Consider the following 25,931-nt stretch of genomic DNA (forward strand, 5'->3'; position numbering starts at 1 on the left):
CGGCGCGTCCGGGCGTTGCGTCAATCGAGGCGATTGATCGGGCCATCGATCGCGCGCGGCCGGCCCGCGGCACGGAAGCGCCGTCAGACGCCGGTCGCGTTGCCTTGCAAGCGTGCCGCCAGCGCCGCAGCGGCGATCACGCGCCGCTGCGGCAATGCGCACTGGTGCGCTCCAACACCCCGCGCCCACGCAAAGCGCTGCACACTGTTGCGATGTCAGCCTCCCGTTCCGGCGCCCCTGCGCCTGCCGCTCCCCGTACCGGCCCCACCCTGCGCGAGCGCCTGGATGCGCTGCGCAACCTCCCGCCGTTCCTGCGCCAGATCTGGCAGACCAGCCGCTGGCTGAGTGCCAGCAGCATCGGCCTGCGCGTGCTGCGCGCGTTGATGCCGGTGGCCTCGTTGTATATCGGCAAGCTGATCATCGACGAGGCGATCCACCTGGTCGGCCAACCGCCGGCCTTCGACTCGCTGGCGCAGGCGCTGGGCAGCGGGCGCCTGAACCGGCTGCTGGAACTGCTGGCACTGGAACTGGCCCTGGCGGTCGGTTCGGACCTGCTCGGCCGGCTGGTCGGCTATGCCGATGCGCTGCTCTCGGAACTGTTCAACAACGCCGCCAGCGTGCGCCTGATGGAGCACGCTGCGCAGCTGGATCTGGAGGATTTCGAAGACCCCGACCGGCAGGACAAGCTGGATCGGGCGCGGCGCCAGACCATGAACCGCATGAACCTGATGAGCCAGCTGTTCGGCCAGGTGCAGGACGCCATCACCGTGGTCAGCCTGGCGGTGGGCCTGGTGGTGTATGCGCCATGGTTGATCCTGCTGCTGGCGATCGCGCTGGTCCCGGCCTTCATCGGCGAGGCGCATTTCAACGCATTGGGCTATTCGCTCAACTTCCAGTGGACGCCGGAGCGGCGCCAGCTCGACTACCTGCGCCAGGTCGGCGCCAGCGTCGAGACCGCCAAGGAAGTCAAGATCCTCAACCTGCACCGCTTCCTGATCGCGCGCTATCGCCGGCTGGCCGACAAGTTCTTCCAGGCCAACCGCGCACTGGCGCGCAAGCGTGCGTTGTGGGGTGCGTTGCTGGCGGCGCTGGGCACGCTGGGCTACTACATGGCCTATGGCTACATCGCCTGGCGCACCGTGCGCGGCGATTTCAGCATCGGGGACCTGACCTTCCTGGCCGGCAGTTTCCTGCGCCTGCGCCAGTTGCTGGAAGGCCTGCTGATCGGGTTTTCGCAGGTCGCCGGCCAGGCCTTGTATCTGGACGACCTGTATTCGTTCTTCAACATCGTGCCGGAGATCCGCTCACGCCCGAATGCGCTGCCGGTGCCACGCCCGATCCGCCAGGGCTTCGTGTTCGAGGACGTGGGCTTCCGCTACCCGGATGCCGAGCAGTGGACGGTGCGGCATCTGGATTTCGAACTGCGCGCCGGCGAAGTGCTGGCGCTGGTCGGCGAAAACGGCGCCGGCAAGACCACCCTGGTCAAGCTGCTGGCGCGGCTGTACGACCCGGACGAAGGCCGCATCCTGCTCGATGGCCAGGACCTGCGCGACTACGACCTGGACGATGTGCGCGCCAACCTGGGCGTGATCTTCCAGGACTTCGTGCGCTATCACCTGAGCGTGGGCGAGAACATCGGTGTCGGCCAGGTCGATGCGATGGGCGATGCGCCGCGCATCCAGGCCGCTGCGCAGCGCGCGATGGCCGGCGAGCTGATCGCCAGCCTCCCGGACGGTTACGACCAGCTGATCGGGCGCCGTTTCAAGAACAGCGTGGACCTGTCCGGCGGGCAATGGCAGAAGATCGCCATCGCGCGCGCGTACATGCGCGACGCGCAGCTGATGATCCTGGACGAACCCACCGCCGCACTGGATGCGCGCAGCGAGTTCGAGGTGTTCCAGCGCTTCAAGGAGCTGTCGGACAACCGCACCGCGGTGCTGATCTCGCACCGCTTCTCCAGCGTGCGCATGGCCGACCGCATCCTGGTGCTGGCCGCAGGCCGCATCGAGGCCAACGGCACCCACGCCGAGCTGATGGCGCAGGGCGGGCGCTATGCGGAGCTGTTCGAGTTGCAGGCGGCGGGGTATCGGTGAGGTTGGGGATTGGGGAGTCGGGATTGGAGATTCGCTAGAGCAGATCCTGGGTCCTGGACATATCGGGCTCGCGGATGAGCCAGGAGCTCTTGCGAATCCCCAATCCCGACTCCCGAATCCCGGCCGGCCAAATGAGAGCCCCTCTCATTTGGCTGGCTTGAGGTAGAATTGGCCGGTACTCTTCCCACGACACTTACCGGTATGTCTTCCGCTTTCGGCGCCGAAACGGTGCTTGAGGTCCGTCACTGGACCGATGCCTACTTCAGCTTCACCACCACCCGCGATGCCGGTTTCCGCTTCGAGAACGGGCAGTTCGTGATGATCGGCCTGGAGACCGAAACCCGCCCGCTGCTGCGGGCGTACTCGATCGCCAGCGCCAACTGGGAAGAACATCTGGAGTTCTTCAGCATCAAGGTGCCGGACGGTCCGCTGACCTCGCGACTGCAGCACATCCAGCCGGGCGACAAGGTGCTGGTTGGCAAGAAGCCCACCGGCACGCTGCTGATCAGCGACCTGCACCCGGGCCGCAACCTGTACCTGCTGGGCACCGGCACCGGCCTGGCGCCGTGGCTGTCGGTGATCAAGGACCCGGAAACCTACGAGCGTTTCGACAAGGTGATCCTGACCCAGGGCGTGCGCTTCGTGCAGGATCTGGCCTATCGCGACTACTTCGAGCGCGAGCTGCCGCAGCACGAATTCCTCGGCGACCTGCTGCGCGAGAAGTTGCTGTACTACCCGGCGGTGACGCGCGAGGCGTTCGCCAACCAGGGCCGCCTGACCGAACTGATGGCCGATGGCCGCATGCAGCAGACGCTCGGCCTGCCGCCGCTGGATCCGGCCAACGACCGTTTCATGATCTGCGGCAGCCCGCAGATGCTGGCCGACCTGCGCACCCTGCTGGACGCGCGCGGTTTCCAGACCTCGCCACGCATCGGCACGCCCGGACATTACGTATTCGAGCGCGCCTTCGTCGAGAAGTGACGCAGCACGCGCTGCGTCATCTCCGGTGGGCTCCACCACCGTAGGAGCGCACCCGGGCGCGACCTTGCTTTACCGGGCGCAACCGGCATTTCCGGGAACGCCTCGTCGCGCCCGGGTGCGCTCCTACGGGTGGTGGGCCTCCTGGGAGAACGGAATGACGCGGCGCGCATGAAGTGCCAGCGTGATGCGGCACCCCCTGCGGCCGCCTCCAGACTCCGCTGCCGTAGGAGCGCACCTGGGCGCGACCTGGCATTACCGGGCGCAACTGGCATTTCCGGGAACGCCTCGTCGCGCCCGGGTGCGCTCCTACGGTGGGCGGGTGCGCTGCGGGTCAGCTGCCCAGCGCGCGCTCGATCTTTGCTGCCAGTGCTTCCGGCTTGGNTCGTCGCGCCCGGGTGCGCTCCTACGGTGGGCGGGTGCGCTGCGGGTCAGCTGCCCAGCGCGCGCTCGATCTTTGCTGCCAGTGCTTCCGGCTTGGTGGTCGGGGCGTAACGCTCCAGCACCGTGCCGTCGCGGCCGATCAGGAACTTGGTGAAGTTCCATTTGATCGCCTCCGATCCGAGGACGCCGCGCTGTTGGCGCTTGAGCCATTGCCACAGCGGATGCGCGCCGCTGCCGTTGACCTCGATCTTCGAAGACAGCGGAAAATCCACCGCATAATCGAGCGAGCAGAACTGGCGGATCTGCGCGGCATCGCCCGGCTCCTGATGACCGAACTGATCGCAGGGAAACCCGACCACCACCAGGCCACGCTCGCGATAGCGCTGCCACAGCGCCTGCAACCCGGCGTACTGCGGGGTGAACCCGCATTTGGATGCGACATTGACCACCAGTACCACGCTGCCGACGTAATCACGCATCGATTGCGTGCGACCGTCCAGGTCGGTGAATTCAAACGTGGAGAGATCGCTCATGGCGTGCTCGAATGCCCAGGGAAGCGGCAGCGTAGCGCAGCCGCGGGCGATGCAGCACTGCAGCGGCAAGGCTGAGTCGGCTCTCGCGTGCATGGGCGAAAAACGACACGGCGACGCACCGGCGCGGCCATCCACACCGGCGGCCTTGCTCCCGATCCGTGCCAACGCCGTGGCTGCAACACCCGTCAGCTCCGCCGAGCCAACCGCCCCGGGCAGACAATCACCGGAGCCGCACAGCAGGCGCACGTCGCCACGGCGCTTGCAGGCGGCCTGCGCCGGCACAACGCCGTGCGAATCGCGGTCCGGCACTGCCTGGCAAGGGCCGCGCCAGCCAGCATGACGACCGGCCAACTGGTCGCGCTCGCCTCGCGCGTCGGCCGCGTCCGCCAACTGGCTGCGCGATGTCCTGACGGCCATGCCTTTTGTCACACGCCTGTCCGGCCCGGCTGGGGTAGCCTCGACGGTTCGCACTTTGGAGCAACCCTCTTGACCACCCGTCTCGCCTTTGCCCTGGCCGCTTCCCTGGGACTTGCCATGCCGTCCTACAGCATCGCCGCACCCGCCACCACGCAGGCCGCCGCCCAAGCCAACCCGTTCTTTGCCGACAGCACGCTGCCGCTGCACTACCCGCAGTTCGACAAGATCACCGACAGCGACTTCGCACCCGCCTTCGACGCCGGCATGGCCGAGCAGTTGAAGGAAGTGGACAAGATCGCCAACCAGAAAGCCAAGCCGAGCTTCGACAACACCCTCATCGCGCTGGAAAAGAGCGGCGCCACGCTCGATCGTGCCACCACGGTGTTCTTCAACCTGGTCGGTGCCGACACCAACGACGCGCGCAAGAAACTGCAGGCCGATTATTCGGCGAAGTTCGCCGCGCATCGCGATGCGATCTCGCTCAACGGCAAGCTGTTCGCGCGCATCCAGACGCTGTACGACCAACGCAGCCAGCTCGGCCTGGACGCGCAAGGCGTGCGCCTGGTCGAGAAGTACTACAGCGACTTCGTCCGCGACGGCGCCAAGCTCTCCGATGCCGACAAGACCACGCTCAAGGCGATGAATGCCGAGCTGGCCAACCTGGGCACCACCTTCAGCCAGAACGTGCTGGCCGAGGTCAACGCCGCCGCCGTCGTCGTCGATGACGTCAAGCAGCTCGACGGCCTGTCCGAGGAACAGATCGCCGCTGCCGCCGAGGCGGCCAAGGCGCGCAAGCTCGACGGCAAGTACGTGATCGCGCTGCTCAACACCACCGGCCAGCCGCCGCTGACGCAATTGAAGAATCGCGAGCTGCGCAAGAAGATCTATGACGCGTCGGTGTCGCGCGGCAGCCATGGCGGCCAGTACGACAACACCGCGCTGGTGTCGCGCATCATGAAGCTGCGCGCCGACAAGGCCAAGCTGCTCGGCTTCCCGACGTACGCGGCCTATTCGCTGGAAAACCAGACCGCCAAGACCCCCGAAGCGGTCAACGCAATGCTGGGCAAGCTGGCACCGGCGGCGGTGGCCAACGCCAAGCGCGAGGCAGCCGACCTGCAGGCGATGATCGACAAGGAACAGAAAGCCGCACGCAAGCCGGGCTTCAAGCTCGAGGCCTGGGACTGGGCCTACTACAGCGAGAAGGTGCGCCAGGCCAAGTACAACTTCGACGAATCCCAGCTCAAGCCGTACTTCGAGCTGAAGAACGTGCTGGAGAACGGCGTGTTCTATGCGGCCAACCAGGAATACGGCCTGACCTTCAAGCAGCGCACCGACCTGCCGACCTACCGCGACGACATCACCGTCTATGACGTGTTCGACGCCGACGGCAAGCAGCTGGCGATCTTCATCGCCGACATGTACGCGCGCGAATCCAAGCGCGGTGGCGCCTGGATGAACTCCTACGTGTCGCAGTCGGATCTGACCGGTTTCAAGCCGGTGGTGGCCAACCACCTCAACATCCCCAAGCCGCCGGCCGGCCAGCCGACGCTGCTGACCTGGGATGAAGTGACCACCATGTTCCATGAGTTCGGCCATGCGCTGCACGGCATGTTCTCGGACGTCAAATACCCATATTTCTCCGGCACCAGCGTGCCGCGCGACTTCGTCGAGTTCCCCTCGCAGGTCAACGAGATGTGGGCCGACGAGCCGTCGATCCTGAAGAACTACGCCAAGCATTACCAGAACGGCACGCCGATGCCGCAGGCCTTGCTGGACAAGGTGATTGCCGCGTCCAAGTTCAACCAGGGCTTTGCCACCACCGAGTATCTGGGTGCGGCCATGCTCGACCAGAACTGGCACCAGATCAGCGCCAGCCAGGTCCCGGACGCCGCCGGCGTGATGGCCTTCGAGGCCAAGGCGCTGCAGCAGGACGGCATCGCCTACGCGCCGGTACCGCCGCGCTACAAGACCCCGTATTTCAGCCACATCATGGGCGGTTACGCGGCCGGCTATTACGCCTACATCTGGTCGGAAGTGCTCGACGCCAATACCCAGCAGTGGTTCAAGCAGCACGGCGGGTTGAGCCGCGCCAACGGCGATCGCTTCCGTCAGACCCTGCTCTCGCGCGGCGGCAGCGTCGATGCGATGGAACTGTTCCAGAACTTTGCCGGCCATGCGCCGCAGATCGAGCCGCTGCTCGAGAAGCGCGGCCTGAGCGCGCAGGGCGGCGATGGCGCCACGCCGGAAGCGCCGCAGTCCAAGCCGTAATCGCAATGCAGTGAAATGAAGACGCCGCCCGGAGCGATCCGGGCGGCGTTTTTGTTGGTTGCCATCATGCCCGCTGCAGTCCGCGCAAACGCCGCGCTCAGCGCTCGACCGAATCCACGCCGTCGAGCAGTTTCCTCAACAGCTTTTCCAGCCGCACCTGCTCGGCATCGCTGATGCTGGAGGTCTCCGCGGTGAGCAGCTCGCAGGCATCGGGAAGCAGGCTGTTGATCAATGCCAGGCCGGCAGGCTGCAAGGTCAGCATGATCTTGCGGCGGTCGTCCGGACTGCTGCTACGTGCAATCAATCCCTTCTCGCACAATTGGTCGGTGAGCCGGGTGATGTTGGCCGGCTTTTCGCTGGCGGCTTCGGCCACCTCGGTTGGCGTGATGGCCTGCTCCGGGGTACCGTAGAGCATCATCAGGACTTCGTATTCCGGCGGGCTGATGCCGTATGGCTTCATCCGCACGCAGCCCTGCGTATGCAGCCGCTTGTAGAGATGCTTGATCAGCCTCACCAGGACGGCCGGTTCCCGCGGAAACGCCGGATAGCGCACACAGGTATGGTCCACGCGACGTGCGGTTGGATCGAAACTACTCATATCACCCGTTTGATTACATTACTGAATGGCATGACCATTCAATCACATCACCCGCTGGGCGACACCTCAGCGTGCGAAGAGATGTACATATTCCGGCGCGACCCACGCCAACAGCGTCGAGGCGGGGACCTCGGCCGTTTGCGTGCCATCCGAATACGGCCCCACCTGATACGGCGGAAACACGAACCGGACAGCAGTAATCTGCCCGGCCGGATTGAGCACCGGCACGAACTGGGCGAAGTTGTCGACCTGCGCAGCCGTGCCTTCGGCAATCATGCGATCGGCCGAGGCCACCTGCTCGGCCTGTTGTTCGATCGGCACACGATCGGCTTCCACGCGCTGGGTGGCGGCATCGTGCAATCGCACGGCAACCTCGCGCCCGATCTTTTCCCAGCCTGCCGGGTCCGGAATCAGGGCCTGCGCAGTCAACTGCCTGCGCTCCTTGACCAGCCAGACGAAGCGCGCCACCAACGGCTCGCCGTGCGCGCCGCCGGTATAGCGGCTGCCGTCAGCGGACACGACGATCAGGTCCTGGGTCTGCAACAGGGTTTCGAACGCCAGCGACAACTCGTAGGGCGCAGCCGGCTTGTCATTGCCCAGCCCGGACACCGCCTCCATGAGTTCGGTACGCGCTGCCTGCGCATAGTTGCGGATCAGTGCGCTCAGCTCGGGAAACGCATCCAGCCCGCGTGGGTAGCTGATCCCCACCATATAGGCCGGCGCCTGCTCGATCACATCTTCCAGCGGGCCGCTCTGCACAAGCACAGGCTCCGCCGGCGGTACTGCGGCCGCGCTCGCCTCGGCGGCCGGCTCGACCGCTTCGGCCGCTGTCGGCTCGCGCTGCGTGCACCCTGCCAGCATGCCCAGCACCAGCAAGCCCCGGACTGCGTTCACTCCTGACAACCGCCCCATTCCCACCTGCTCCCCATCGATACATCTGCAAAGACACGCTGCCGGCGATCAGGCCAGCAGATCCTGAAACTGGTGGTGCCGCCGGATATAGGCCCCGGCGTAGCTGCAGGCAGGCACGACCCTGTAGTCCTGCGCGCGGGCGTAGGCCAGCGCCGCCTCGACCAGCACTGCGGCAATCCCGCGCCCGGCGATCGCGTCCGGCACCTGCGTGTGGGTGATGGTCATGCGCCCGCCTTCCACACGGTAGGCCAGCTCGGCGCGTTGTCCATCGGTGTCTACGCTGAAGCGCTGCTGCGCGGAATCGTGGTCTGCCTGCACTTCGCTGCCTCCATGATGGTCTGCACGAGGCAGTGACGATGGCGATCAGTCTGACCAGCGCGGCGCCGCGCCTGCGTGAAAGTGAATCGATGCTGTGAGCGCCCGCGCAGCCTGCCGAGCAGGTCCTTAAGTTCGCTCGTGCCGCGCCGATAGCTGAGCCGAAGGCGCCGGTTGCAACCCGGGTCCGCGCGACCCGCCGGCGCCTTCGCCTTACCTACGAGGAGTCACGGCATGAACAACGATTCGGCAGGACACAGCGCAGACAGCGATAGCTCGCTGCTGGAAGGCCTGTTCCAGTTCGCCATCAACGGCGACACCCATAACCCCGACTTCGCGCAGCTCAACGACACCGTGTACCAGCGCCTGCAGCAGGCCTACGGCTCGGTGTCCACCAACAGCGTCGACGACGACCGGAAGCGCGACGCGGCCTGAGCCGGCGTCGCATCGCGCGCCAGGACCGGTCGCACACTCGCGATGGTCCTGGTCCGGTCGCCCGAGGCGACCTGCGTCAGTCGACACGTCCGAGCGACCGCGCGTGCCCGCCTGGCGACCGGCGGATGGCGTGCCGGCCGATCAGCCGAAGCGCGGGTTGGACAGCTGCTCCAGGAAGACCTGCCACACCCGCGGCTCCATGATCAGCATGAACATCACCCCGAACGCGGCACCGGCCAGGTGCGCGCTGTGGTTGATGCGGTCGCCGCCGCGACGGTCCATCCACAGGCTGTAGCCGACGTAGAACACCGCGTAGATGATCGCCGGTGCCGGAATGAACAGCACCAGGATGATGGTCCACGGCTGCAGCAGGATGAAGGCGAACAGCACCGCCGACACCGCGCCGGAGGCGCCCAGGCTGAGATAGTTCGGGTTGTTCTGGTTCTTCAGATAGCTGGGCAGGATCGAGACCACCAGCGCCGCCAGATAGAACAGCGGATAGGTCAGCACGCTGCCGGTCAGCTGGGTCATCACGTTTTCGATCACGCGGCCGAAGAAGAACAGCGTGATCATGTTGAAGACCAGGTGGCCCAGGTCGGCATGGATGAAGCCGTAGGTGACCAGGCGGTCGTACTGCTTGTGCTTGTCCAGCGCCGGCGGCCACAGCACCAGCCGGTCGGCCAGCTTGCGGTTGTTGAACGCCAGCCACGAGACGATGCCGGTGATGGCGATCAGGATCAGGGTAATCATGCGGACCTCAGGCAGAACGGTAATTGTCGACCATGCGATAACCGCGCGCATACAGGCCGAAGGCCAGTGCCGCCAGGAATGCGAAGGCCGCGAAGAAGAACATCAGGAACGCCGCTTCGCTGAGTCCAGTATCGACGATATGCGCGGTCACCGTCTCGTTGCGCACCGCCACGTTCGATAGCAGCACCCACAGGTTGCCGACCGTGGTGGTCAGGTACCAGAAACTCATCACCACGCCCTTCATCGACGGCGGTGCCTGGCTGTAGGCAAACTCGATGCCGGTGGCCGACACCAGCACCTCGCCGAAGGTGAGCAAGGCATAGGGCAGGATCTGCCAGGCGATATGCATCGGCTCGCCGCCATCCATCACCACCTGGATCGCCCCCACCACGATCCAGGCCACACCGCTGAAGGCGATGCCGCTGGTCATGCGCCGCAATGGCGTGGGCTCCCAGCCAACCCGGCGCAGCAGCGGGTACAGCAGCAGGTTGTTGAACGGGATCAGCAGCATCACCAGCAACGGATTGATCGCCTGCATCTGCGACGCGGTGAACCAGGCCGGCATGGTCATCTCGCGCCCCTGCAGCACCCAGGTCGAGGCTTTCTGGTCAAACAGCGAGAAAAACGGCGTGACCAGCGCGAAGATCACCAGCACCCGCAGCAAGGCGCGCACGCCCTCCACCGCCGCATCCGGATGCGTGCCACGGGCGCGTTCCAGCTGCCACCAGGTGCCGCCGCCGATGCCGGCCAGCAACAGCACCAGCGCGATGCACAGGCAGATGACGATGCCCAGCGGCTCAACCCAGGCGAAACTCGCCAGCGCCAGCACCACCGAGAGCCAGGCCAGCACCAGGCCCGGACGGCCCTGCCCCGGCACACGTGTCAGCAGCGCGGCGCGCACCACCGCGCCGAATCCGTGCGGGTCCTTCGGCGGCAACGGCACCCGCACGTACCGGTTGCGCCCCAGCCAGAACACCAGCGTGGCCACGAACATCAGGATGCCGGGGATGCCGAACGCCCAGGACGGACCCAGGTTCTTCAGCGCCAACGGAATCAGCAGCGAGGCGAACAGCGAGCCGAAATTGATGATCCAGTAGAAGGCGTCGAACACCACCTTGGCCAGGTGCTTGTTGGACTGGTCGAACTGGTCGCCCATGAACGAGGCCACCAGTGGCTTGATACCGCCCGCGCCCAGCGCGATCAGACCCAGCCCGACGAAGAAACCGCTGCGGCTGCCTTCGAACATCGCAAGGCATGCGTGCCCGGCGCAGTAGACCAGGCTGAACCACAGGATGGTGTTGTATTTGCCGAACAGTCGATCGGCCAGCCAGCCACCCAGCAACGGAAAGAAATACACCCCGATCATGAAGCTGTGCAGGATGTGCTTGGCCTCGGCTTCGCGGCCGGGCCCGCTGACTTCCTGCAGCAGCAGCGAGGTGATCAGGAACTGCACCAGGATGTTGCGCATCCCGTAGAAGCTGAAACGCTCGCAGGCTTCATTGCCGATGATGAAAGGAATCTGGCGCGGCAGCCGCGCACCGGCAGTGGCGCCCGGCAAGGTGGAAGTGGTCAAGGGCAGTCCGGTCGAGCGAAAAAACACGCGCTATCGTACCGGCGGCTGCCGGTTGGCCGCCATCGCGACCATGGGATAAGGCCACAGGCGCGCCGCTGCATGCATCCATGCCGCGGCGCCTGGCCGGCCTTGCCTCCGGGCCCGGCCCGCCGGCGGTCGCCATTGCGGCGCACTGGCAAGTGGTTCGATCCAGGCCCGCTGCAGCCGCCGTCGCGATACCGCAACCACGCCGATCACGCGCAGGTCATGACGCAGTGCAGATTGGCCTGCTGCCCCGGCTCGGCTACATTGCAAACGTTTTCCTGGAACACTGGACCGCTGGATGCCCCGCTTCACCCGCCTGGCCCTGAGCCTGCTGCTGCTGACCACCTGCCCCGCCGCACTGGCCGCCGAACCGTTGACCACCCAGGCCGAGCGTAGCGGGTTCGCACAAACCGGACGCTACGATGAAGTCATCGCGCTCTGCGATGCCTTTGCACAGCGCTACCCGCAGGCGGTGCGCTGCATCGAATTCGGCACCACTCCGGAAGGCCGGCCGATGAAGGCGCTGGTCGTCTCCACCAGCGGCGCACTGGATGCAGACAGCGCTGCGCAACGCACGTTGCCGGTGGTGCTGGTGCAAGGCGGCATCCATGCCGGCGAGATCGACGGCAAGGACGCGGGCTTCCTGGCCCTGCGCGAATTGCTGGACGGCAAAGCCGGCAAAGGCGTGCTCGACAAGCTGGTCTGGGTGTTCGTGCCGGTGTTCAATGTCGACGGCCACGAGCGCTTCGGCGCCTGGAACCGGCCCAATCAGCGCGGCCCCGAACAGATGGGCTGGCGCACCACCGCGCAGAACCTCAACCTCAATCGCGACTACCTCAAGGCCGACGCACCGGAAATGCAGGCGATGCTGCGGCTGGTGCAGCAATGGGATCCGCTGATATATGTGGACCTGCACGTCACCGATGGCGCCAAGTTCGAACACGACGTCTCGGTGCAGGTGGAGCCGGTGCACGCCGGCGATGCCACGCTGCAACGCGACGGCACGCGCTGGCGCGATGCAGTGATTGCCGACCTGGCCAAACAGGGCTCGCTGCCGCTGCCGTATTACCCCTCGTTCGTGCACGAGGACGACCCGACCTCCGGCTTTGCCGACGACGTGTCGCCGCCGCGTTTTTCGCATGGCTATTTCCTGCTGCGCAATCGCTTCGGCATGCTGGTGGAAACGCATTCGTGGAAGACCTACCCGGTACGTGTGCGCGTCACCCGCAACGCGATCGTGTCGGTGCTGCAGCAGGCCGCGCGCAACGGTGCCAGATGGCGCGCCGATGCACTGGCGGCCGATCAGCGTGCAACCAAATTGGCTGGCGAGATGGAGCCGTTGAGCTTCGCTGCCGGCCCCGCCGCACGCACCGTGGCCTTCCGTGGCTACGCCTATACGCGCACGCCCTCGCCGATTTCCGGCGCATTGATGACGCACTACGACGAGACCAGGCCGCAGATCTGGAAAGTACCGTTGCGCGACCAGATCAAACCCGACGTGGTGGTCGATGCGCCACGCGGCGGCTACCTGGTGCCTGCTGCGCAAGCGGCCCTGGTGGCGGAGAAACTGCGCCTGCATGGCATCGCCTTCGAAACCATCGCCGCTGGCGGCCAGTACCCGGTACAGAGTTTCCGTGCCGATACCGCGACCTTTGCCACGCGCTCGAACGAAGGCCACCAGAACCTCGAGATCACCGGGCAGTGGCGCGATGACACCCGCACCGTGCCGGCCGGCTCCCTGTTCGTGCCGATCGCCCAGCCCAGGTCGCGCCTGGTGATGGCGATGCTGGAACCGCAGGCGCCGGATTCGCTGCTGCAGTGGGGCCAGTTCAACACCGCATTCGAGCGCAAGGAATACATGGAGGATTACGTCGCCGAAGAGGTCGCGCGCGACCTGCTCGAACGCGACCCGGCAGTGAAGGCGCAATTCGAACGGCGCCTGGCCAGCGACGCGGCCTTCGCGGCCGACCCGAAGGCACGCCTGGAATTCTTCGCGCGCCTGCATGCCTCCTGGGACGAGCGCTACCGCCTGTATCCGGTGTTGCGCACGGCACAGACCCAGTTCTGAGGCGGCGCCCGCTTCCGGCAAGCATCTGATTCGGCGCGTACGCGCGCCTTTCGAACCTGGGCACCGCGGTGCCCTCCCCTGATTGCAACCGCACCACAAGGACCACCCGTGCCACAGCTCGATATGAAACCGTTTACACACTCCAGGCCACGCCGTCTCGTGCTGGCCATCGCCCTTGGCGTCGGCACCGCGTTCGCCGCCCCGCTCGGCGCACAGACCGCCGCTGCAGCGCAGCGGTGGATGGACACCGCCCTGACCGCGGACCAGCGTGCCGAGCGCCTGCTCGCGCAGATGAGCGAGGACGAAAAATTCCAGATGCTGCGCAGCTACTTCGGCCTGGGCACCGACAAGATTCCCAAGCCCGAGGGCGCGCTGGGCTCGGCCGGCTATGTCCCCGGCATCCCGCGCCTGGGCATCCCGGCGCAGCAGCTCGCCGATGCCGGCGTGGGCGTGACCAATCCCGGCGGCATCCGCAAGGGCGACTTCGCCACCGCGATGCCGTCCGGCCCCTCGACCGCCTCAAGCTGGAATCCGCAACTGGCCTACGCCGGCGGCAGGACCATGGGCCGCGAATCGTGGCAGCAGGGCTTCAATGTGCTGCTGGCCGGCAGCGTCAACCTGCAGCGCGACCCGCGCAACGGGCGCAATTTCGAATATGCCGGCGAAGACCCGCTGCTGGCCGGTACCATGGTCGGCGAGTCGATCCGCGGCGTGCAGAGCGAGCACGTGCTGTCGACGATGAAGCACTACGCGCTCAACGACATGGAGACGCGCCGCAATTTCCATAGCGCCGAGATCGGCGAGCAGGCGATGCACGAATCGGACCTGCTGGCGTTCGAGATTGCGCTGAAGATCGGCGACCCCGCCTCGGTGATGTGCTCCTACAACAAGATCAACGGTATCTACGGCTGCGAGCACGATTACCTGCTCAACCAGGTGCTCAAGCAGGAATGGAACTACCCCGGCTACGTGATGTCCGACTGGGGCGGCGTGCACAGCGGCTCCAAGGCGGCCCTGGCCGGACTCGATCAGCAATCGGCCGGCGAAGTGTTCGATGCGGCGGTGTTCTTCGACGCGCCGTTGCGCATGGCGGTGTCGGCCGGCGTGGTGCCGCGCGCGCGCTTCGACGACATGGTCAAGCGCGTGCTGCGCAGCCTGTTCGCGCATGGCGCGTTCGATCATCCCACCCAGCGCCAGCCGATCGACGGCAAGGCCGGGCTGCTGGCCGCGCAGCATGTTGCCGAGGAAGGCAGCGTGCTGCTGCGTAACGAACAGGCCACCTTGCCGCTATCCACGGACGTGCGCCGCATCGCGGTGATCGGTGGATATGCCGACAAGGGCGTGATGTCCGGCGGCGGTTCCTCGCGGGTGGACTACACCATCAACGGCGGCAACGCCGTGCCCGGCATCACCCCGACCACCTGGCCGGGCCCGGTGATCATCCATCCGTCCTCGCCGCTGCAGGCACTGCGCGCCGCGTTGCCGAACGTGCAGATCGAGTATGTCGACGGCAAGGACCGCGCTGCCGCGGCACGTGCGGCCAAGGCCGCCGATGTGGCGATCGTGTTCGCCACCCAATGGGCGGCCGAATCGGTGGACCTGCCGGACATGCAATTGCCCGACAACCAGGACGCCCTGATCGAGGCGGTGGCCAAGGCCAACCCCAGGACCACCGTGGTGCTGGAAACCAACGGCCCGGTGCGCATGCCCTGGGCCGAGCGCGTGCCGGCGGTATTGCAGGCGTGGTATCCGGGCATCGGCGGCGGCGAGGCGATCGCCAACCTGCTGACCGGCGCGGTGAATCCGTCCGGCCATCTGCCGGTGACCTGGCCGGTGGACGAATCGCAGCTGCCGCGTCCCTCGATCCCGGGCCTGGGCTTCAAGCCGGCCAAGCCGGGCGAAGACACGATCGACTACGCCATCGAAGGGGCCAACGTCGGCTACAAGTGGTTCGCCGCGCGCAAGCTGACACCGCGCTACCCGTTTGGCCATGGCCTGTCGTACACCCAGTTCCGCATGGGCGGGCTGCGCGTGGACGCCAACGGCAGCCAGCTCACGGCGAACTTCGAGGTGGAAAACATCGGCCAGCGCGAAGGCGCCGCCGTGCCGCAGCTCTACGTCACCCTGCCCGACGGCCACGCCACCCCGCTGCGCCTGATCGGCTGGCAGAAACTCACGCTCAAGCCGGGCGAAAAGCGCAACGTGCAGGTGATCGCCGAACCCAAGACGCTGGCCGACTTCGATGCCAAGGCACGCCACTGGACGATTGCCGCCGGCACCTATCGCGTGCAGCTGGCGCGTTCGGCAGGCGAACCGGTGCAGAGTGCGGAGGTCACCTTGCAGGGGGCGCAGCTGCCGTGATCCGGTGTCGTGGAGGGCATGCAGTGCGCGTGTCTGCCGCGCCGTCTTCTCCCGTCGCCGGCAGGCACCCGCCACCACGAAGAATTTGTGCCAGATACGTTGACAGCGTCGCGCGCAACTTGCACAATTCGCCTCCTGAGTCGCCCAGGTGGCGGAATTGGTAGACGCACTAGCTTCAGGTGCTAGCGGGGGCAACTTCGTGGAGGTTCGAGTCCTCTCCTGGGCACCACGACTCACGGTAGATCGCAAAAAACCCCGCTCAGGCGGGGTTTTTTGCGTCTGGACGAGGTGGCCGGACGATGGCCTGCAGACAGTGGTGAGGATGCCGATCGGCAGCGCCGCGAGAATGCGACGGCAGTGACTTTGCGACACGCGCTCCCATGTCGCGGCAGTAGCGACCATGCGTGATGCCTACACGACTGCTTGCGACCGGGTGGAAGCACTGCGCCAGTACAGGACGCGCGCGCGTCCGCTACCAAGGCGGTCCGCTGCAACTGCTCACACCGCTGCAGGAAGACACCCGCGCCATGGCACCGCGCATGTCGAAGCGACGTCCGACACCGTCGACGCTCGACCAAACAGGGAAGTCTAGCTGCAACCAGCAACACACAGATGAGGCACACGCCCTCAGGTCAGATCATCGCTTCTCAGGTGGTCCGGGCAGGTCCTTGATGCGCTGCCGGATGACGTTCGAACGGGCGAGATCTCCGCTTGCTTCATACGCCTCGGCGAGGCTGTCCAGCGCATTACTGGACGCCGGAAATAGCAACACGTTGAGCGCGAACACACGAATCGCCGCATCTGCGCCGAGATTGGACAGAACGGTGTAGCCCGTCGTGTTGACCACAGCCTCGAGTTGATCGAGGGGGATGCTCCCGTCGACACGCAGTGCATCGGCCAACAGCTGCGTGTCGTGATCGGCAGGCGACTGCAGCGCAAAGGCGATGAGTTTCTCCGACACGGCTTCGGCAGGAAACGTCCGTGGCGCAATGGCGGCCATGATGCTGTCGACCAGCACCCGGGACCACACCCCGCGCGTGCTGCCATTGGTCAGGTAAACGATGGTGTAGCTATCGCCATCCAGGGCATCGGCGAACAGCAGGCGCACCCTCACCCGCGCGCCGCCATCATGACCGACGTACCGATAGGCACCACTTGCGCCAACCTCCCAGCCGCTGGCAAACCAGCCGCGCTGTCCGTTGGTCAGCAGCTGCGGTTGCCAGAGCTGTTGCAGGGTTGGCTTGCCGACCACCTTTCCATCTCGCATCGCTTCGATGAAAGTCGCCAGATCGTCGATGCTGGCGTACAGCTCGGCATGCCCGAGGGCGTAATCGGGCCAGGCGATCTCTGGCTCTTTCTGCAATTTTCCGTCCTTGCCAACGTAGGCACTGACGACTGCATTAGCCGGCAATCGCGAGCGTCCGAGAAAGGTATGCGCCAGCTTCAACGGCTCGAGGATCCGCTCGGACACGATCTGCGAATACGGCTTGCGGTAATGCGCCTGGAGCAGTTGCGACAGCACCAGATAGTTGGTGTTGATGTAGCGGGTGCTGCTACCCGGCGAAAACAGCAGAGGTTGGTTGCCAAGCACAGCAAAGACGGCCTGCGCAGTGGCAGGAAACGATGCGTTTGTCCCAGGCGCGCCGCTCATCTGCGCCTCGGTGAAATATTCTGGCAAGCCGGAGGTGTGGTTGAGCAACTGACGCACCGTGATCTTGTGCCAGCGCTGGGGCAGATCTGGCAGGTAGACCCGGGCGGGTCGGTCCAGATCGAGTTGCCTGGCCTCGACCAACTGCATGATCAAGGTGCTCACCAATAGCTTGCTCACCGAAAATGCAGGAAATATCTGCCCAGGCGTCACCGGCTGCCGGCTGTCCAGATCGGCTTGACCATCGCTGCCACGAAACAGCAGCCTGCCATTGTGGGCAACGTACACAGCCTGCCCCACGACGCCGTAGCGCTGCCGATTGAGCTGCATCTGCTGCGTCACTCGGTCGGCCAATGCATCGGCCGACGCGATCAACGGCAACCACAGCGACAGAAGGAGCACAATCTGCAGCAGGCACCCGATTGCCTGCGCTGCATGCGGTAACTCACGATGACGCTGGGCCTCTTGATTCAGCGTGAGCCGGCCTTGGCGCTGCATCGTATGCATGAGCCAGAAAGACTGCGGTAAACCGGTCGTTGAAGGCGTCACTGCCATTGAACTGCTCCCACCTGGAGGGCGTCAGTCTAGAGCGTGTTGACAGGCGCAGCACGATTGTCAGATGGGCTCACCAACCGTAGCGAGCACCCGACTGGTGGAAAGCGCAGTGGTCTTTTCAACGTCCCCTTATTGGATTCAGTCAGAACGCCACGTCGAATACTGCGCCGGTCGAGGCCGCGGTGCCCTCACCGCTCCAAACGGTTCGCTGCTTGCTTTGCGAAGCGCGACGCACACCGACCATCTCGACGGGTCCTTGCCCGCCCACCGTCGCGGGACCTTACGCGGCATGGATGCCGCGTAAGAGCCTACATGGACGTACTTGCGGCGTGTCCCGCGATGGTNACGCACACCGACCATCTCGACGGGTCCTTGCCCGCCCACCGTCGCGGGACCTTACGCGGCATGGATGCCGCGTAAGAGCCTACATGGACGTACTTGCGGCGTGTCCCGCGATGGTGGGCGGGCAAGGGCCCTGCAGCCAAGTCGCAGATCACCCGCTCTGCACTAGACCGGCATGAAGTCGTTGTCTTCGCCGCTCGTAGTACAGCCGCGCGCCTTCACAGCCGGCGCCTAATGCCCACCCGCCGCCGCTGCGCCACCTGCGCCCGCACCGAACGGCGGTTTGGCCAGCCACAGGAAGAAGATGATCGCCAGGAAGGTCCAGCCAAGCAGGTAGAAGATGTCGTTGAAGCCCATCTGCGAGGCCTGGTGGTTGATCATGTTGTTCAGCGAGGCCGCGCCGCGTTGCAGGTCGCCCTGCCCCATCGCGGTGACCTGCTCCTGCATGCCCGGGGTGTACACCGAGATGTGTTCGGTGATGTGCGCGTGGTGCACCTGGGTGCGGCGTGCCCACAGATAGGTGGTCAGCGATGCGGCAAAGCTGCCGCCCAGGGTGCGCAGGAAGGTGGCCAGGCCTGACCCTGCTGCGATCTCGCGCCCGTCCAGGTCCGAGAGCAGAATCTGCAGCACCGGCATGAAGAACAAGGCCACACCCACGCCCATCACCAGCTGCACGGTGGCCACATGGCTGAAGTCCACCTGCAGGTTGAAGTTGGAGCGCAGGAAGCTGGTGAACGACAGGAAGATGAAGGCGACGGTGGCGAGCATGCGCAGGTCGAACCGCAGCGCGTACTTGCCCACGAATGGGGTCATCAGCACCGGCAGGATGCCGATCGGCGCGGTGGCAAGGCCGGCCCAGATCGCGGTGTAGCCCATGTCGCGTTGCAGCCATTGCGGGATCAGCAGGCTCACGCTGAAGAACGCCGCATAGGCCACCACCATCGCCAGTGTGCCGGCGCGGAAGTTGCGATGCCGGAACAGCTTGAGATCGACGATGGGATCCTTGTCGGTGAGTTCCCAGATCACGAACACCACCAGCGCCACGGCAGCGACGCAGGCCAGCACCACGATCTTGTCGGAAGAGAACCAGTCCTCGTCGTTGCCCAGGTCCAGCACCAGCTGCAGCGCACCGACGCCGACCACCAGCAGGATCAGGCCGACGTAGTCCATGCGCGGCTTTTCCAGCTGCTCGGGGCGATGGCGCAACTGCGAACCCACAATACTGCTGGCGATGATGCCCAGCGGCACGTTGATCAGGAAGATCCATTCCCAGCTGTAGTTGTCGGTGATCCAGCCGCCCAGGATCGGCCCGGCGATCGGTGCCACCACGGTGATCATCGCCAGCAGGGCGAGCGCCTGCCCGCGTTTTTCGCGCGGGTAGATCGACACCAGCAGGCTCTGGGTGATCGGGTACATCGGTCCGGCAACAAACCCCTGCAGCGCACGCGATACCACCAGCATGCCCATGCTCTGGGCCAGGCCGCACAGCAACGAGGCAATGGTGAAGGCCAGCGTCGACCACACGAACAGCTTGGTCTCACCGAAGCGGCGGCTCAGCCAGCCGGTCAGCGGCAGGGCGATCGCGGTGCTGACCGCGAACGAGGTGATGACCCAGGTGGCCTGCTGCGAGCTGGCACCGAGATTGCCGGCGATGGTCGGCAACGAGACGTTGGCGATGGTGGTGTCCAGCACCTGCATGAACGAGGCCATCGCCAGGCCCACGGTGCACAGCGCCACGCTCGCCGGGCGAAAGCCGGCCGCGGGCGCAGGTGCCGAGGGACCGCCTGGCGCGGTGGGAGCTTGCGAGGACATGCTGGCTCAGCCCGCCTTGGAGCCAGCCTGCGCAGGCAGGTTGTCCTGGATGATGCGTTGGATGTCCGCGTCGGCGGCCTGTAGCTGCTGCGCATACACGTCGGTGGAGAACACCGCGCCCTTGGCGAACTTGGTCGGCAGCACGCTGCCCTGCTGGTCGTGCAGGTTGACGTCGACCTTCATCGACAAGCCGATGCGCAGCGGATTGCCGGCCAGTTGCTTGGCATCCACCGCGATGCGCACCGGCACGCGCTGCACGATCTTGATCCAGTTGCCGCTGGCGTTTTGCGCCGGCAACAACGAGAACGCGCTGCCGGTGCCCAGGCCCAGGCTCTCGATGCGGCCGGTGTAGTCCACACCGCCGCCGTACAGATCCGAATGCAGTTCCACTTCCTGGCCCAGGCGCATGTGCTTGAGCTGGGTTTCCTTGAAGTTCGCTTCCACCCACACCTGTTCCAGCGGCACCACCGCCATCAGCACGCTGCCGGGCTGCACGCGCTGGCCCAGCTGCGCCGAACGACGCGCCACGTAGCCGGACACCGGCGCAATCACCCCGGTGCGGGCATGGTTGAGATAGGCCTGGCGCAGCTGTGCGGCGGCGGTCTGCACGTCGGGCTGGTTGGCCACCGCGCTGTCGTCCACCAGGGCGCGGTTGCGTTCGAAGCTCTCGCGCGAACCGCTCACCGCCGCTTCGGCAGCGGCCAGCTCTTCGCGGGCATGCGCCAGCTCTTCGTTGGAGATCGCGCCGCTGGCGGCCAGATCCTTGCGACGCGCGAAGTCGGCACGCGCGCTGCGCAGGGACACCTCGCGCGAGGACAGGTCGGCCTGTGCGCCTTCCACGCTGCGGTACAGACCACGCACCTGGCGCACGGTCTTGGCCAGGTTGGCTTCGGCCTGCTGCACGGCCACCGCGGTGTCGGCCGGGTCCAGCTGCACCAGCAACTGGCCGCGCTCCACGCGCATGCCGTCTTCGGCACCGATGCTGACCACGGTGCCGCCGACCATCGGGGTGATCTGCACCTGGTTGCCCTGCACGTAGGCGTCGTCGGTGTCCTCGTGCCAGCGGCCGACCAGCAGATACCACACCACCAGAGCAATGATCGCCAGGATCACCACAATGGCCACGATGCGCAGTGCCGCGCGGCGCTTGCTGGGCGCGGCCGGCGCAGGTTGGGAGGAAGTTGGAGTCGTCTGGCTCATCATTGCAGTCTCAGGAATGCGGTTGTGCGGAAGTGGTCGCGGCGTGTGCGGTGTCGCGCGCAGGTTCCGGCGTGAATCCGCCGCCCAGGGCACGCTGCAACCTCACCGAGGCCAACAGTTGTTGCGATTGCAGGCTGGCCATGCGCTCGCGCGCGGTGAGCAATTGCTCCTGCACGCTGAGCACTTCCAGATAGCTGCCGATGCCGGCGCGGTAGCGCTGCTGCGCAAGCGCAAAGGCGGCGGACACGGTCTGCACGGCGTCGTCCTGCGCGCGTGCGCGCTGCTCCAGCGAACGCACTGCGTTGACCTGGTCGGCCACCTCGCGCAGGGCGTCGATCACCTTCTGGTTGTAATCGGCCACCGCCAGGTCGTACTGCGCATCGCTGCCGGCCAGATTGGCGCGCAGCTTGCCGCCATCGAAGATCGGCAGGCTCAGCGCCGGCGCAACCACGCCGAGTACCGAGGCGCTTTCCAGCAGCTGGCCGACGTCGCGATTCACCACCCCGCCCAGCGCAGTGATGTTGAAGCTGGGGTAGAAGCGGGTCTTGGCCGCGGCGATGTCCTGGTTGGCGGCCTCCACGCGCCAGCGCGCGGCGACCACATCGGGGCGGCGGCCCAGCAGGTCGGCCGGCAGGTTGCCCGGCAACTGCGCGGCGATGGCCACGCCCAGCGTCGGGCGCGCGATCTCCAGCCCGCGATCCGGGCCCTGCCCGACCAGCGCGCCCAGCGCGTTGCGCGCCTGGTCGATCTGCTGCTGCGCGGACTGCAGCTGCTGCTGCGCCGACGGCACGCGGGCCTGCGCCTGGCGCAGCTGCAGATCGCTGTCGATGCCGGCGCTGCGGCGCTGCCGGGTGAGGTCCAGGGTCTTTTGCACGCGGGCCAACTCTTCGTTGGCCACGTCGTGCAGGCGCCATGCATAGTCGAGCTGCGCATAGGCTTCGGCGATCGCCGCCGACAGGTTCAGGCGTGCCGCCTGCGCGTCCACCTCGGCCGCATGCGCCTGGTCCACCGCCGCTTCCCAGCTGGCGCGCTTGCCACCCCACAGGTCCACGCCATAGCGAAAGTCCAGCACCAGCTGGCCGTTGCCGCCGAACCTGCCGCCGCGTTCCTCGCCCACCATCGATTCGGGCAATTGCACGCCCGCATAGCCGCCGGACACCGACAGGCTGGGGCCACGATCGGCCTGTGCCGTGCCGATGCGTGCCTGCGCCTGGCGCAGGCGCGCATCGGCCGCCGCTAGGCTGGGACTGTGCTGCAGGCCTTCGGCAATCAGCGCGTTCAATTGCGCATCGCCCAGGGCGCGCCACCAATCGCTGGCCGGCCAGGCGGCCGGGCTCAGGTTGGCCTGCGCGAGGGTGCGCTCGGCATGCAGCGCGCCCGGCTCCAGCATGGTGCCCTGCGGGGCAAGCCCGCGGCTGCTGGCGCAGGCGGCCAGCGCCAGCGCCAGCGCAGTGAGGACGAGCGGCCGCGCAAGCTGCGTGGACCGCAGGCGCAGCATCTGGATCGGGGAACTAGCAGCGTTCATGAGTTGAGTGCATCGCGGACACGGATGAGAAGAGAGGTGAGTTGCTCGCGCTCGGGCGGGGCCAGATCGCGCAAGCCATGCTCGATGGCGCGCTCGCCGCGCAGCTTCAGGCGCTCCCACAGCGCCACGCCCTGCTCGGTCATGACGATCTGCAGCGCGCGCCGGTCCTGCGCATGTGGCTCGCGTCGCACCGCACCGAGCGCTTCGAGCTTGTCGAGCAGGCGGGTGACCGCGCTCGGCGTCTGGTCCAGCGCCAGCGCCAGTTCGTTGGCCGTGCAGGGCGAACGCACCGCCAGGATCTTCAGGCCGACGTAGTGGCTGAAGCCGAAGTCCGGCAGTTCGCCCTTCATCTCGGCATCGAGCTGGCGCATCAGCGCATCACGCACCTGACGCAACAGCAGGCCGAACGACGGCGAGGCGGAGGAGAGATCGTTCATGGCCGGCTATTTTCTTCCGAAAAATATATTTGTCAACGCAAATATCTCTAAACGGATTAAACCGCCAGCAAGGATCGCTGCCTCCTGCGCCCCCTCTGCGGGTCTGCCGGGTCGATTGCGCCGCTGACGCGCACCGTCCGTCGACGACGGTCGATGCGCTGCCGGGACCGGGCCGGGTTTCGCGCAGTGGCAGCAGCAGGCCCGGCCGGCGCGGGGACTGCGCCCCCCGTCCAGGACAGCCGGCTCGCCCAGGTCGCCGACCGCTCCGGACATAGCAGCCCCAGCGCCTTGCCCGGTGTGGTCCACCGCCCCTCCGGGGCCGCACCCATCGCTTATCCGGCCGCCGCTCATGCCCGTGGCTTGGCATCCCCCGCCGCATCCGGATAATCGGCGCTCTTCGAGCGCGCGCCACGGCGCGGGCTCCTCTTTCGCAGGACCTGGCTTTACATGACCGATCTGACCCGCCCCACCTTCCACGGCTTCGAGCAGCTGCCGCTGCGCGAGTACGCCGAACGCGCCTATCTCGACTATTCGATGTACGTGGTGCTCGACCGCGCCCTGCCGTTCCTGGGCGACGGCCTGAAGCCGGTGCAGCGGCGCATCGTCTTTGCGATGAGCGAGCTGGGCCTGAACGCCGCCGCCAAGCCGAAGAAGTCCGCGCGCACCGTGGGCGATGTGATCGGCAAGTACCACCCGCACGGCGACAGCGCCTGCTATGAAGCGCTGGTGCTGATGGCGCAGCCGTTCTCGTATCGCTACCCGCTGATCGAAGGCCAGGGCAACTTCGGCTCCACCGACGATCCCAAGTCGTTCGCGGCGATGCGCTACACCGAATCCAAGCTGACCCCGATCGCCGAGGTGCTGCTGGGCGAGATCAGCCAGGGCACCACCGATTGGGCACCCAACTTCGACGGCACCCTGGAAGAGCCGACCTGGCTGCCGGCGCGCCTGCCGCACCTGCTGCTCAACGGCACCACCGGTATTGCCGTAGGCATGGCCACCGACGTGCCGCCGCACAACCTCAACGAGATCGTCAGCGCGCTGCTGCGCCTGCTCGACAACCCCGATGCCACGGTTGCCGAACTGTGCGAACACGTGCTCGGCCCGGACTATCCGACCACCGCCGAGATCATCACCCCGGCGGCCGATCTGCGCGCAATCTACGAGACCGGCCACGGCAGCGTGCGCGCACGTGCCACCTACAAGAAAGAACACGCCAACATCGTCATCGATGCGCTGCCATACCAGGTCTCGCCGTCCAAGGTGATCGAGCAGATCGCCCAGCAGATGCGCGCCAAGAAGCTGCCATGGCTGGAAGACATCCGCGACGAGTCCGACCACACCAGCCCGGTGCGGGTGGTGCTGGTGCCGCGCTCCAACCGTGTCGACGCCGAGCAGTTGATGGGCCACCTGTTCGTCACCACCGATCTTGAGCGCAGCTACCGCGTCAACCTCAATGTGATCGGCCTGGACGGCCGTCCGCAGGTCAAGAACCTGCGCCAGTTGCTGAGCGAGTGGCTGACCTTCCGCAGCGACACCGTCACCCGCCGCCTCAACCATCGCCTGCAGAAGGTCGAGCGCCGCCTGCACCTGTTGGAAGGTTTGTTGATCGCCTTCCTCAATCTGGATGAAGTGATCCGTATCGTCCGCAGCGAGGACGAGCCCAAGCCGGTCCTGATCGCCCGCTTCGCGCTCAGCGAAGAGCAGGCCGAATACATCCTGGAAACCAAGCTGCGCCAGCTGGCGCGCCTGGAGGAAATGAAGATCCGCGGCGAGCAGGAAGCACTGGCCAAGGAACGCGCCCAGATCCTGGCCATCCTGGAAAGCAAGACCAAGCTGAAGAAGCTGATCAAGGACGAACTGACCGCCGACGCCAAGAAGTTCGGCGACGCCCGCCGCTCGCCGCTGGTGCAGCGTGGCGCCGCCCAGGCAATCGATGAAACCGAGATGGTCGCCAGCGAACCGATGACCGTGGTGCTGTCGGAAAAGGGCTGGGTACGCGCGGCCAAGGGCCACGAGGTCGATCCGGCCGGCATGTCGTATCGCGAAGGCGACAGCCTGCTGGCGGCGGTACGCAGCCGCAGCACGCATCAGGTGGCCTTCCTGGATTCGGAAGGCCGCGCCTATTCGACCGCGGTGCACACCCTGCCCTCGGCACGCGGCAACGGCGAACCGTTGACCGGCCGTTTCTCGCCGGCCTCGGGCGCGGCGTTCCAGGTCATGGCCAGCGCCGACAATGCCACCCGCTTCGTGCTGGCGTCCTCGCACGGCTACGGCTTTGTCACCCGCTTCGAAAACCTCACCGGCCGCAACAAGGCCGGCAAGGCGATGCTCAACCTGACCACCGGCGCGCATGTGCTGACGCCTGCGCAGGTGACCAACCCGCAGAGCGACCGCATCGTGGCCGTCACCAGCGCCGGCAACCTGCTGGCGGTGACGGCCAGCGATGTGCCCGAACTGGACAAGGGCAAAGGCAACAAGATCATCGACATCCCCAAAGCCAAGCTCGGCACCGAGCGCGTGGTCGCGGTGGTGGCGGTGGCGCCGGGCAACACGCTGCTGGTGCGCAGCGGCGCACGCACCATGAGCCTGTCGTTCAAGGACCTGGATGCGTACGTGGGCGCGCGTGCGAGTCGCGGGGCGTTGTTGCCGCGTGGCTGGCAAAAGGTGGACGGGTTGGAAGTGCAGTAACGGCTGTTCACC

The 25,931-nt window shown here is 66.2% G+C and carries 18 protein-coding genes, 1 tRNA gene and 1 pseudogene; 9 read left to right on the top strand and 11 right to left on the bottom strand.

Features of this window, described 5'->3' with window-relative positions:
* Positions 1–212: 212 nt before the first annotated feature.
* Together C0541_RS13845 and C0541_RS13850 are read left to right on the top strand one after the other, a co-directional pair.
* Positions 213–2,093, top strand: coding sequence for an ABC transporter ATP-binding protein (locus tag C0541_RS13845; protein WP_115050350.1), 1,881 nt, complete (start codon positions 213–215; stop codon positions 2,091–2,093).
* Positions 2,094–2,294: 201 nt separating this feature from the next.
* Positions 2,295–3,074, top strand: a complete 780-nt coding sequence (locus tag C0541_RS13850; protein WP_104538081.1) for a ferredoxin--NADP reductase — start codon at positions 2,295–2,297, stop codon at positions 3,072–3,074.
* A gap of 428 nt (positions 3,075–3,502) precedes the next feature.
* On the opposite strand, the gene C0541_RS13855 is transcribed toward C0541_RS13850, so the two are convergent.
* Complete coding sequence (locus tag C0541_RS13855) at positions 3,503–3,988, bottom strand: glutathione peroxidase (RefSeq protein WP_115050352.1); 486 nt, start codon at positions 3,986–3,988, stop codon at positions 3,503–3,505.
* A gap of 486 nt (positions 3,989–4,474) precedes the next feature.
* Between C0541_RS13855 and C0541_RS13860 the strand changes: the two genes are divergently transcribed.
* The gene (locus tag C0541_RS13860; RefSeq protein ID WP_193725925.1) at positions 4,475–6,673 is read left to right on the top strand and encodes a M3 family metallopeptidase; all 2,199 of its coding nucleotides are present in this window, start codon (positions 4,475–4,477) and stop codon (positions 6,671–6,673) included.
* 97 nt (positions 6,674–6,770) lie between these two features.
* On the opposite strand, the gene C0541_RS13865 is transcribed toward C0541_RS13860, so the two are convergent.
* The 3 genes from C0541_RS13865 to C0541_RS13875 form a co-directional block, all read right to left on the bottom strand.
* Positions 6,771–7,271 carry a MarR family winged helix-turn-helix transcriptional regulator gene (locus C0541_RS13865; protein WP_115049176.1) on the bottom strand — a complete coding sequence of 167 codons (501 nt, stop codon included), beginning with the start codon at positions 7,269–7,271 and terminating at the stop codon, positions 6,771–6,773.
* A 66-nt stretch (positions 7,272–7,337) separates the two neighbouring features.
* Positions 7,338–8,183 (bottom strand): DUF3298 and DUF4163 domain-containing protein, encoded by an 846-nt coding sequence (locus tag C0541_RS13870; RefSeq protein ID WP_161960064.1) that lies wholly within the window; start codon positions 8,181–8,183, stop codon positions 7,338–7,340.
* Between the two features lie 48 nt (positions 8,184–8,231).
* Complete coding sequence (locus tag C0541_RS13875) at positions 8,232–8,501, bottom strand: GNAT family N-acetyltransferase (protein WP_193725926.1); 270 nt, start codon at positions 8,499–8,501, stop codon at positions 8,232–8,234.
* Positions 8,502–8,732: 231 nt separating this feature from the next.
* Between C0541_RS13875 and C0541_RS13880 the strand changes: the two genes are divergently transcribed.
* Positions 8,733–8,933, top strand: coding sequence for a hypothetical protein (locus tag C0541_RS13880; RefSeq protein ID WP_115049180.1), 201 nt, complete (start codon positions 8,733–8,735; stop codon positions 8,931–8,933).
* Between the two features lie 141 nt (positions 8,934–9,074).
* Here C0541_RS13880 and C0541_RS13885 read toward each other — a convergent pair whose 3' ends face one another.
* Together C0541_RS13885 and C0541_RS13890 are read right to left on the bottom strand one after the other, a co-directional pair.
* The gene (locus C0541_RS13885) at positions 9,075–9,683 is read right to left on the bottom strand and encodes a rhomboid family intramembrane serine protease (RefSeq protein WP_115049182.1); all 609 of its coding nucleotides are present in this window, start codon (positions 9,681–9,683) and stop codon (positions 9,075–9,077) included.
* Positions 9,684–9,690: 7 nt separating this feature from the next.
* Complete coding sequence (locus C0541_RS13890; protein ID WP_115049184.1) at positions 9,691–11,256, bottom strand: oligopeptide:H+ symporter; 1,566 nt, start codon at positions 11,254–11,256, stop codon at positions 9,691–9,693.
* A 322-nt stretch (positions 11,257–11,578) separates the two neighbouring features.
* On the opposite strand from C0541_RS13890, the gene C0541_RS13895 reads away from it, so the two are divergent.
* The 3 genes from C0541_RS13895 to C0541_RS13905 all read left to right on the top strand — a co-directional run bounded on the left by C0541_RS13895 (position 11,579) and on the right by C0541_RS13905 (position 15,938).
* On the top strand, positions 11,579–13,348 hold the full coding sequence (locus C0541_RS13895; protein ID WP_115049186.1) for a M14 family metallopeptidase: 1,770 nt from the start codon (positions 11,579–11,581) through the stop codon (positions 13,346–13,348).
* 123 nt (positions 13,349–13,471) lie between these two features.
* The gene (locus C0541_RS13900; RefSeq protein ID WP_115049188.1) at positions 13,472–15,709 is read left to right on the top strand and encodes a beta-glucosidase family protein; all 2,238 of its coding nucleotides are present in this window, start codon (positions 13,472–13,474) and stop codon (positions 15,707–15,709) included.
* A gap of 142 nt (positions 15,710–15,851) precedes the next feature.
* Positions 15,852–15,938, top strand: a tRNA-Leu gene (locus C0541_RS13905).
* Positions 15,939–16,346: 408 nt separating this feature from the next.
* Here C0541_RS13905 and C0541_RS13910 read toward each other — a convergent pair.
* The 5 genes from C0541_RS13910 to C0541_RS13935 all read right to left on the bottom strand — a co-directional run bounded on the left by C0541_RS13910 (position 16,347) and on the right by C0541_RS13935 (position 23,228).
* Positions 16,347–17,912 (bottom strand): serine hydrolase domain-containing protein, encoded by a 1,566-nt coding sequence (locus C0541_RS13910; protein WP_238601328.1) that lies wholly within the window; start codon positions 17,910–17,912, stop codon positions 16,347–16,349.
* A gap of 573 nt (positions 17,913–18,485) precedes the next feature.
* Positions 18,486–20,066, bottom strand: a complete 1,581-nt coding sequence (locus C0541_RS13920) for a DHA2 family efflux MFS transporter permease subunit (RefSeq protein WP_115049194.1) — start codon at positions 20,064–20,066, stop codon at positions 18,486–18,488.
* 6 nt (positions 20,067–20,072) lie between these two features.
* Positions 20,073–21,266 (bottom strand): efflux RND transporter periplasmic adaptor subunit, encoded by a 1,194-nt coding sequence (locus C0541_RS13925; protein WP_115049196.1) that lies wholly within the window; start codon positions 21,264–21,266, stop codon positions 20,073–20,075.
* 10 nt (positions 21,267–21,276) lie between these two features.
* Positions 21,277–22,764, bottom strand: coding sequence for an efflux transporter outer membrane subunit (locus C0541_RS13930; RefSeq protein WP_161960125.1), 1,488 nt, complete (start codon positions 22,762–22,764; stop codon positions 21,277–21,279).
* Between the two features lie 23 nt (positions 22,765–22,787).
* On the bottom strand, positions 22,788–23,228 hold the full coding sequence (locus tag C0541_RS13935; protein ID WP_115049200.1) for a MarR family winged helix-turn-helix transcriptional regulator: 441 nt from the start codon (positions 23,226–23,228) through the stop codon (positions 22,788–22,790).
* A gap of 166 nt (positions 23,229–23,394) precedes the next feature.
* On the opposite strand from C0541_RS13935, the pseudogene C0541_RS21380 reads away from it, so the two are divergent.
* Positions 23,395–23,615 (top strand): annotated as a pseudogene (locus C0541_RS21380) (AraC family transcriptional regulator); the annotation flags it as partial.
* A gap of 60 nt (positions 23,616–23,675) precedes the next feature.
* Positions 23,676–25,919, top strand: a complete 2,244-nt coding sequence (parC, locus tag C0541_RS13940; protein ID WP_115049202.1) for a DNA topoisomerase IV subunit A — start codon at positions 23,676–23,678, stop codon at positions 25,917–25,919.
* The last annotated feature ends 12 nt before the right edge of the window (positions 25,920–25,931 follow it).

This window comes from Xanthomonas arboricola (assembly GCF_003353015.1).
GTDB classification, from domain to species: domain Bacteria; phylum Pseudomonadota; class Gammaproteobacteria; order Xanthomonadales; family Xanthomonadaceae; genus Xanthomonas; species Xanthomonas arboricola_E.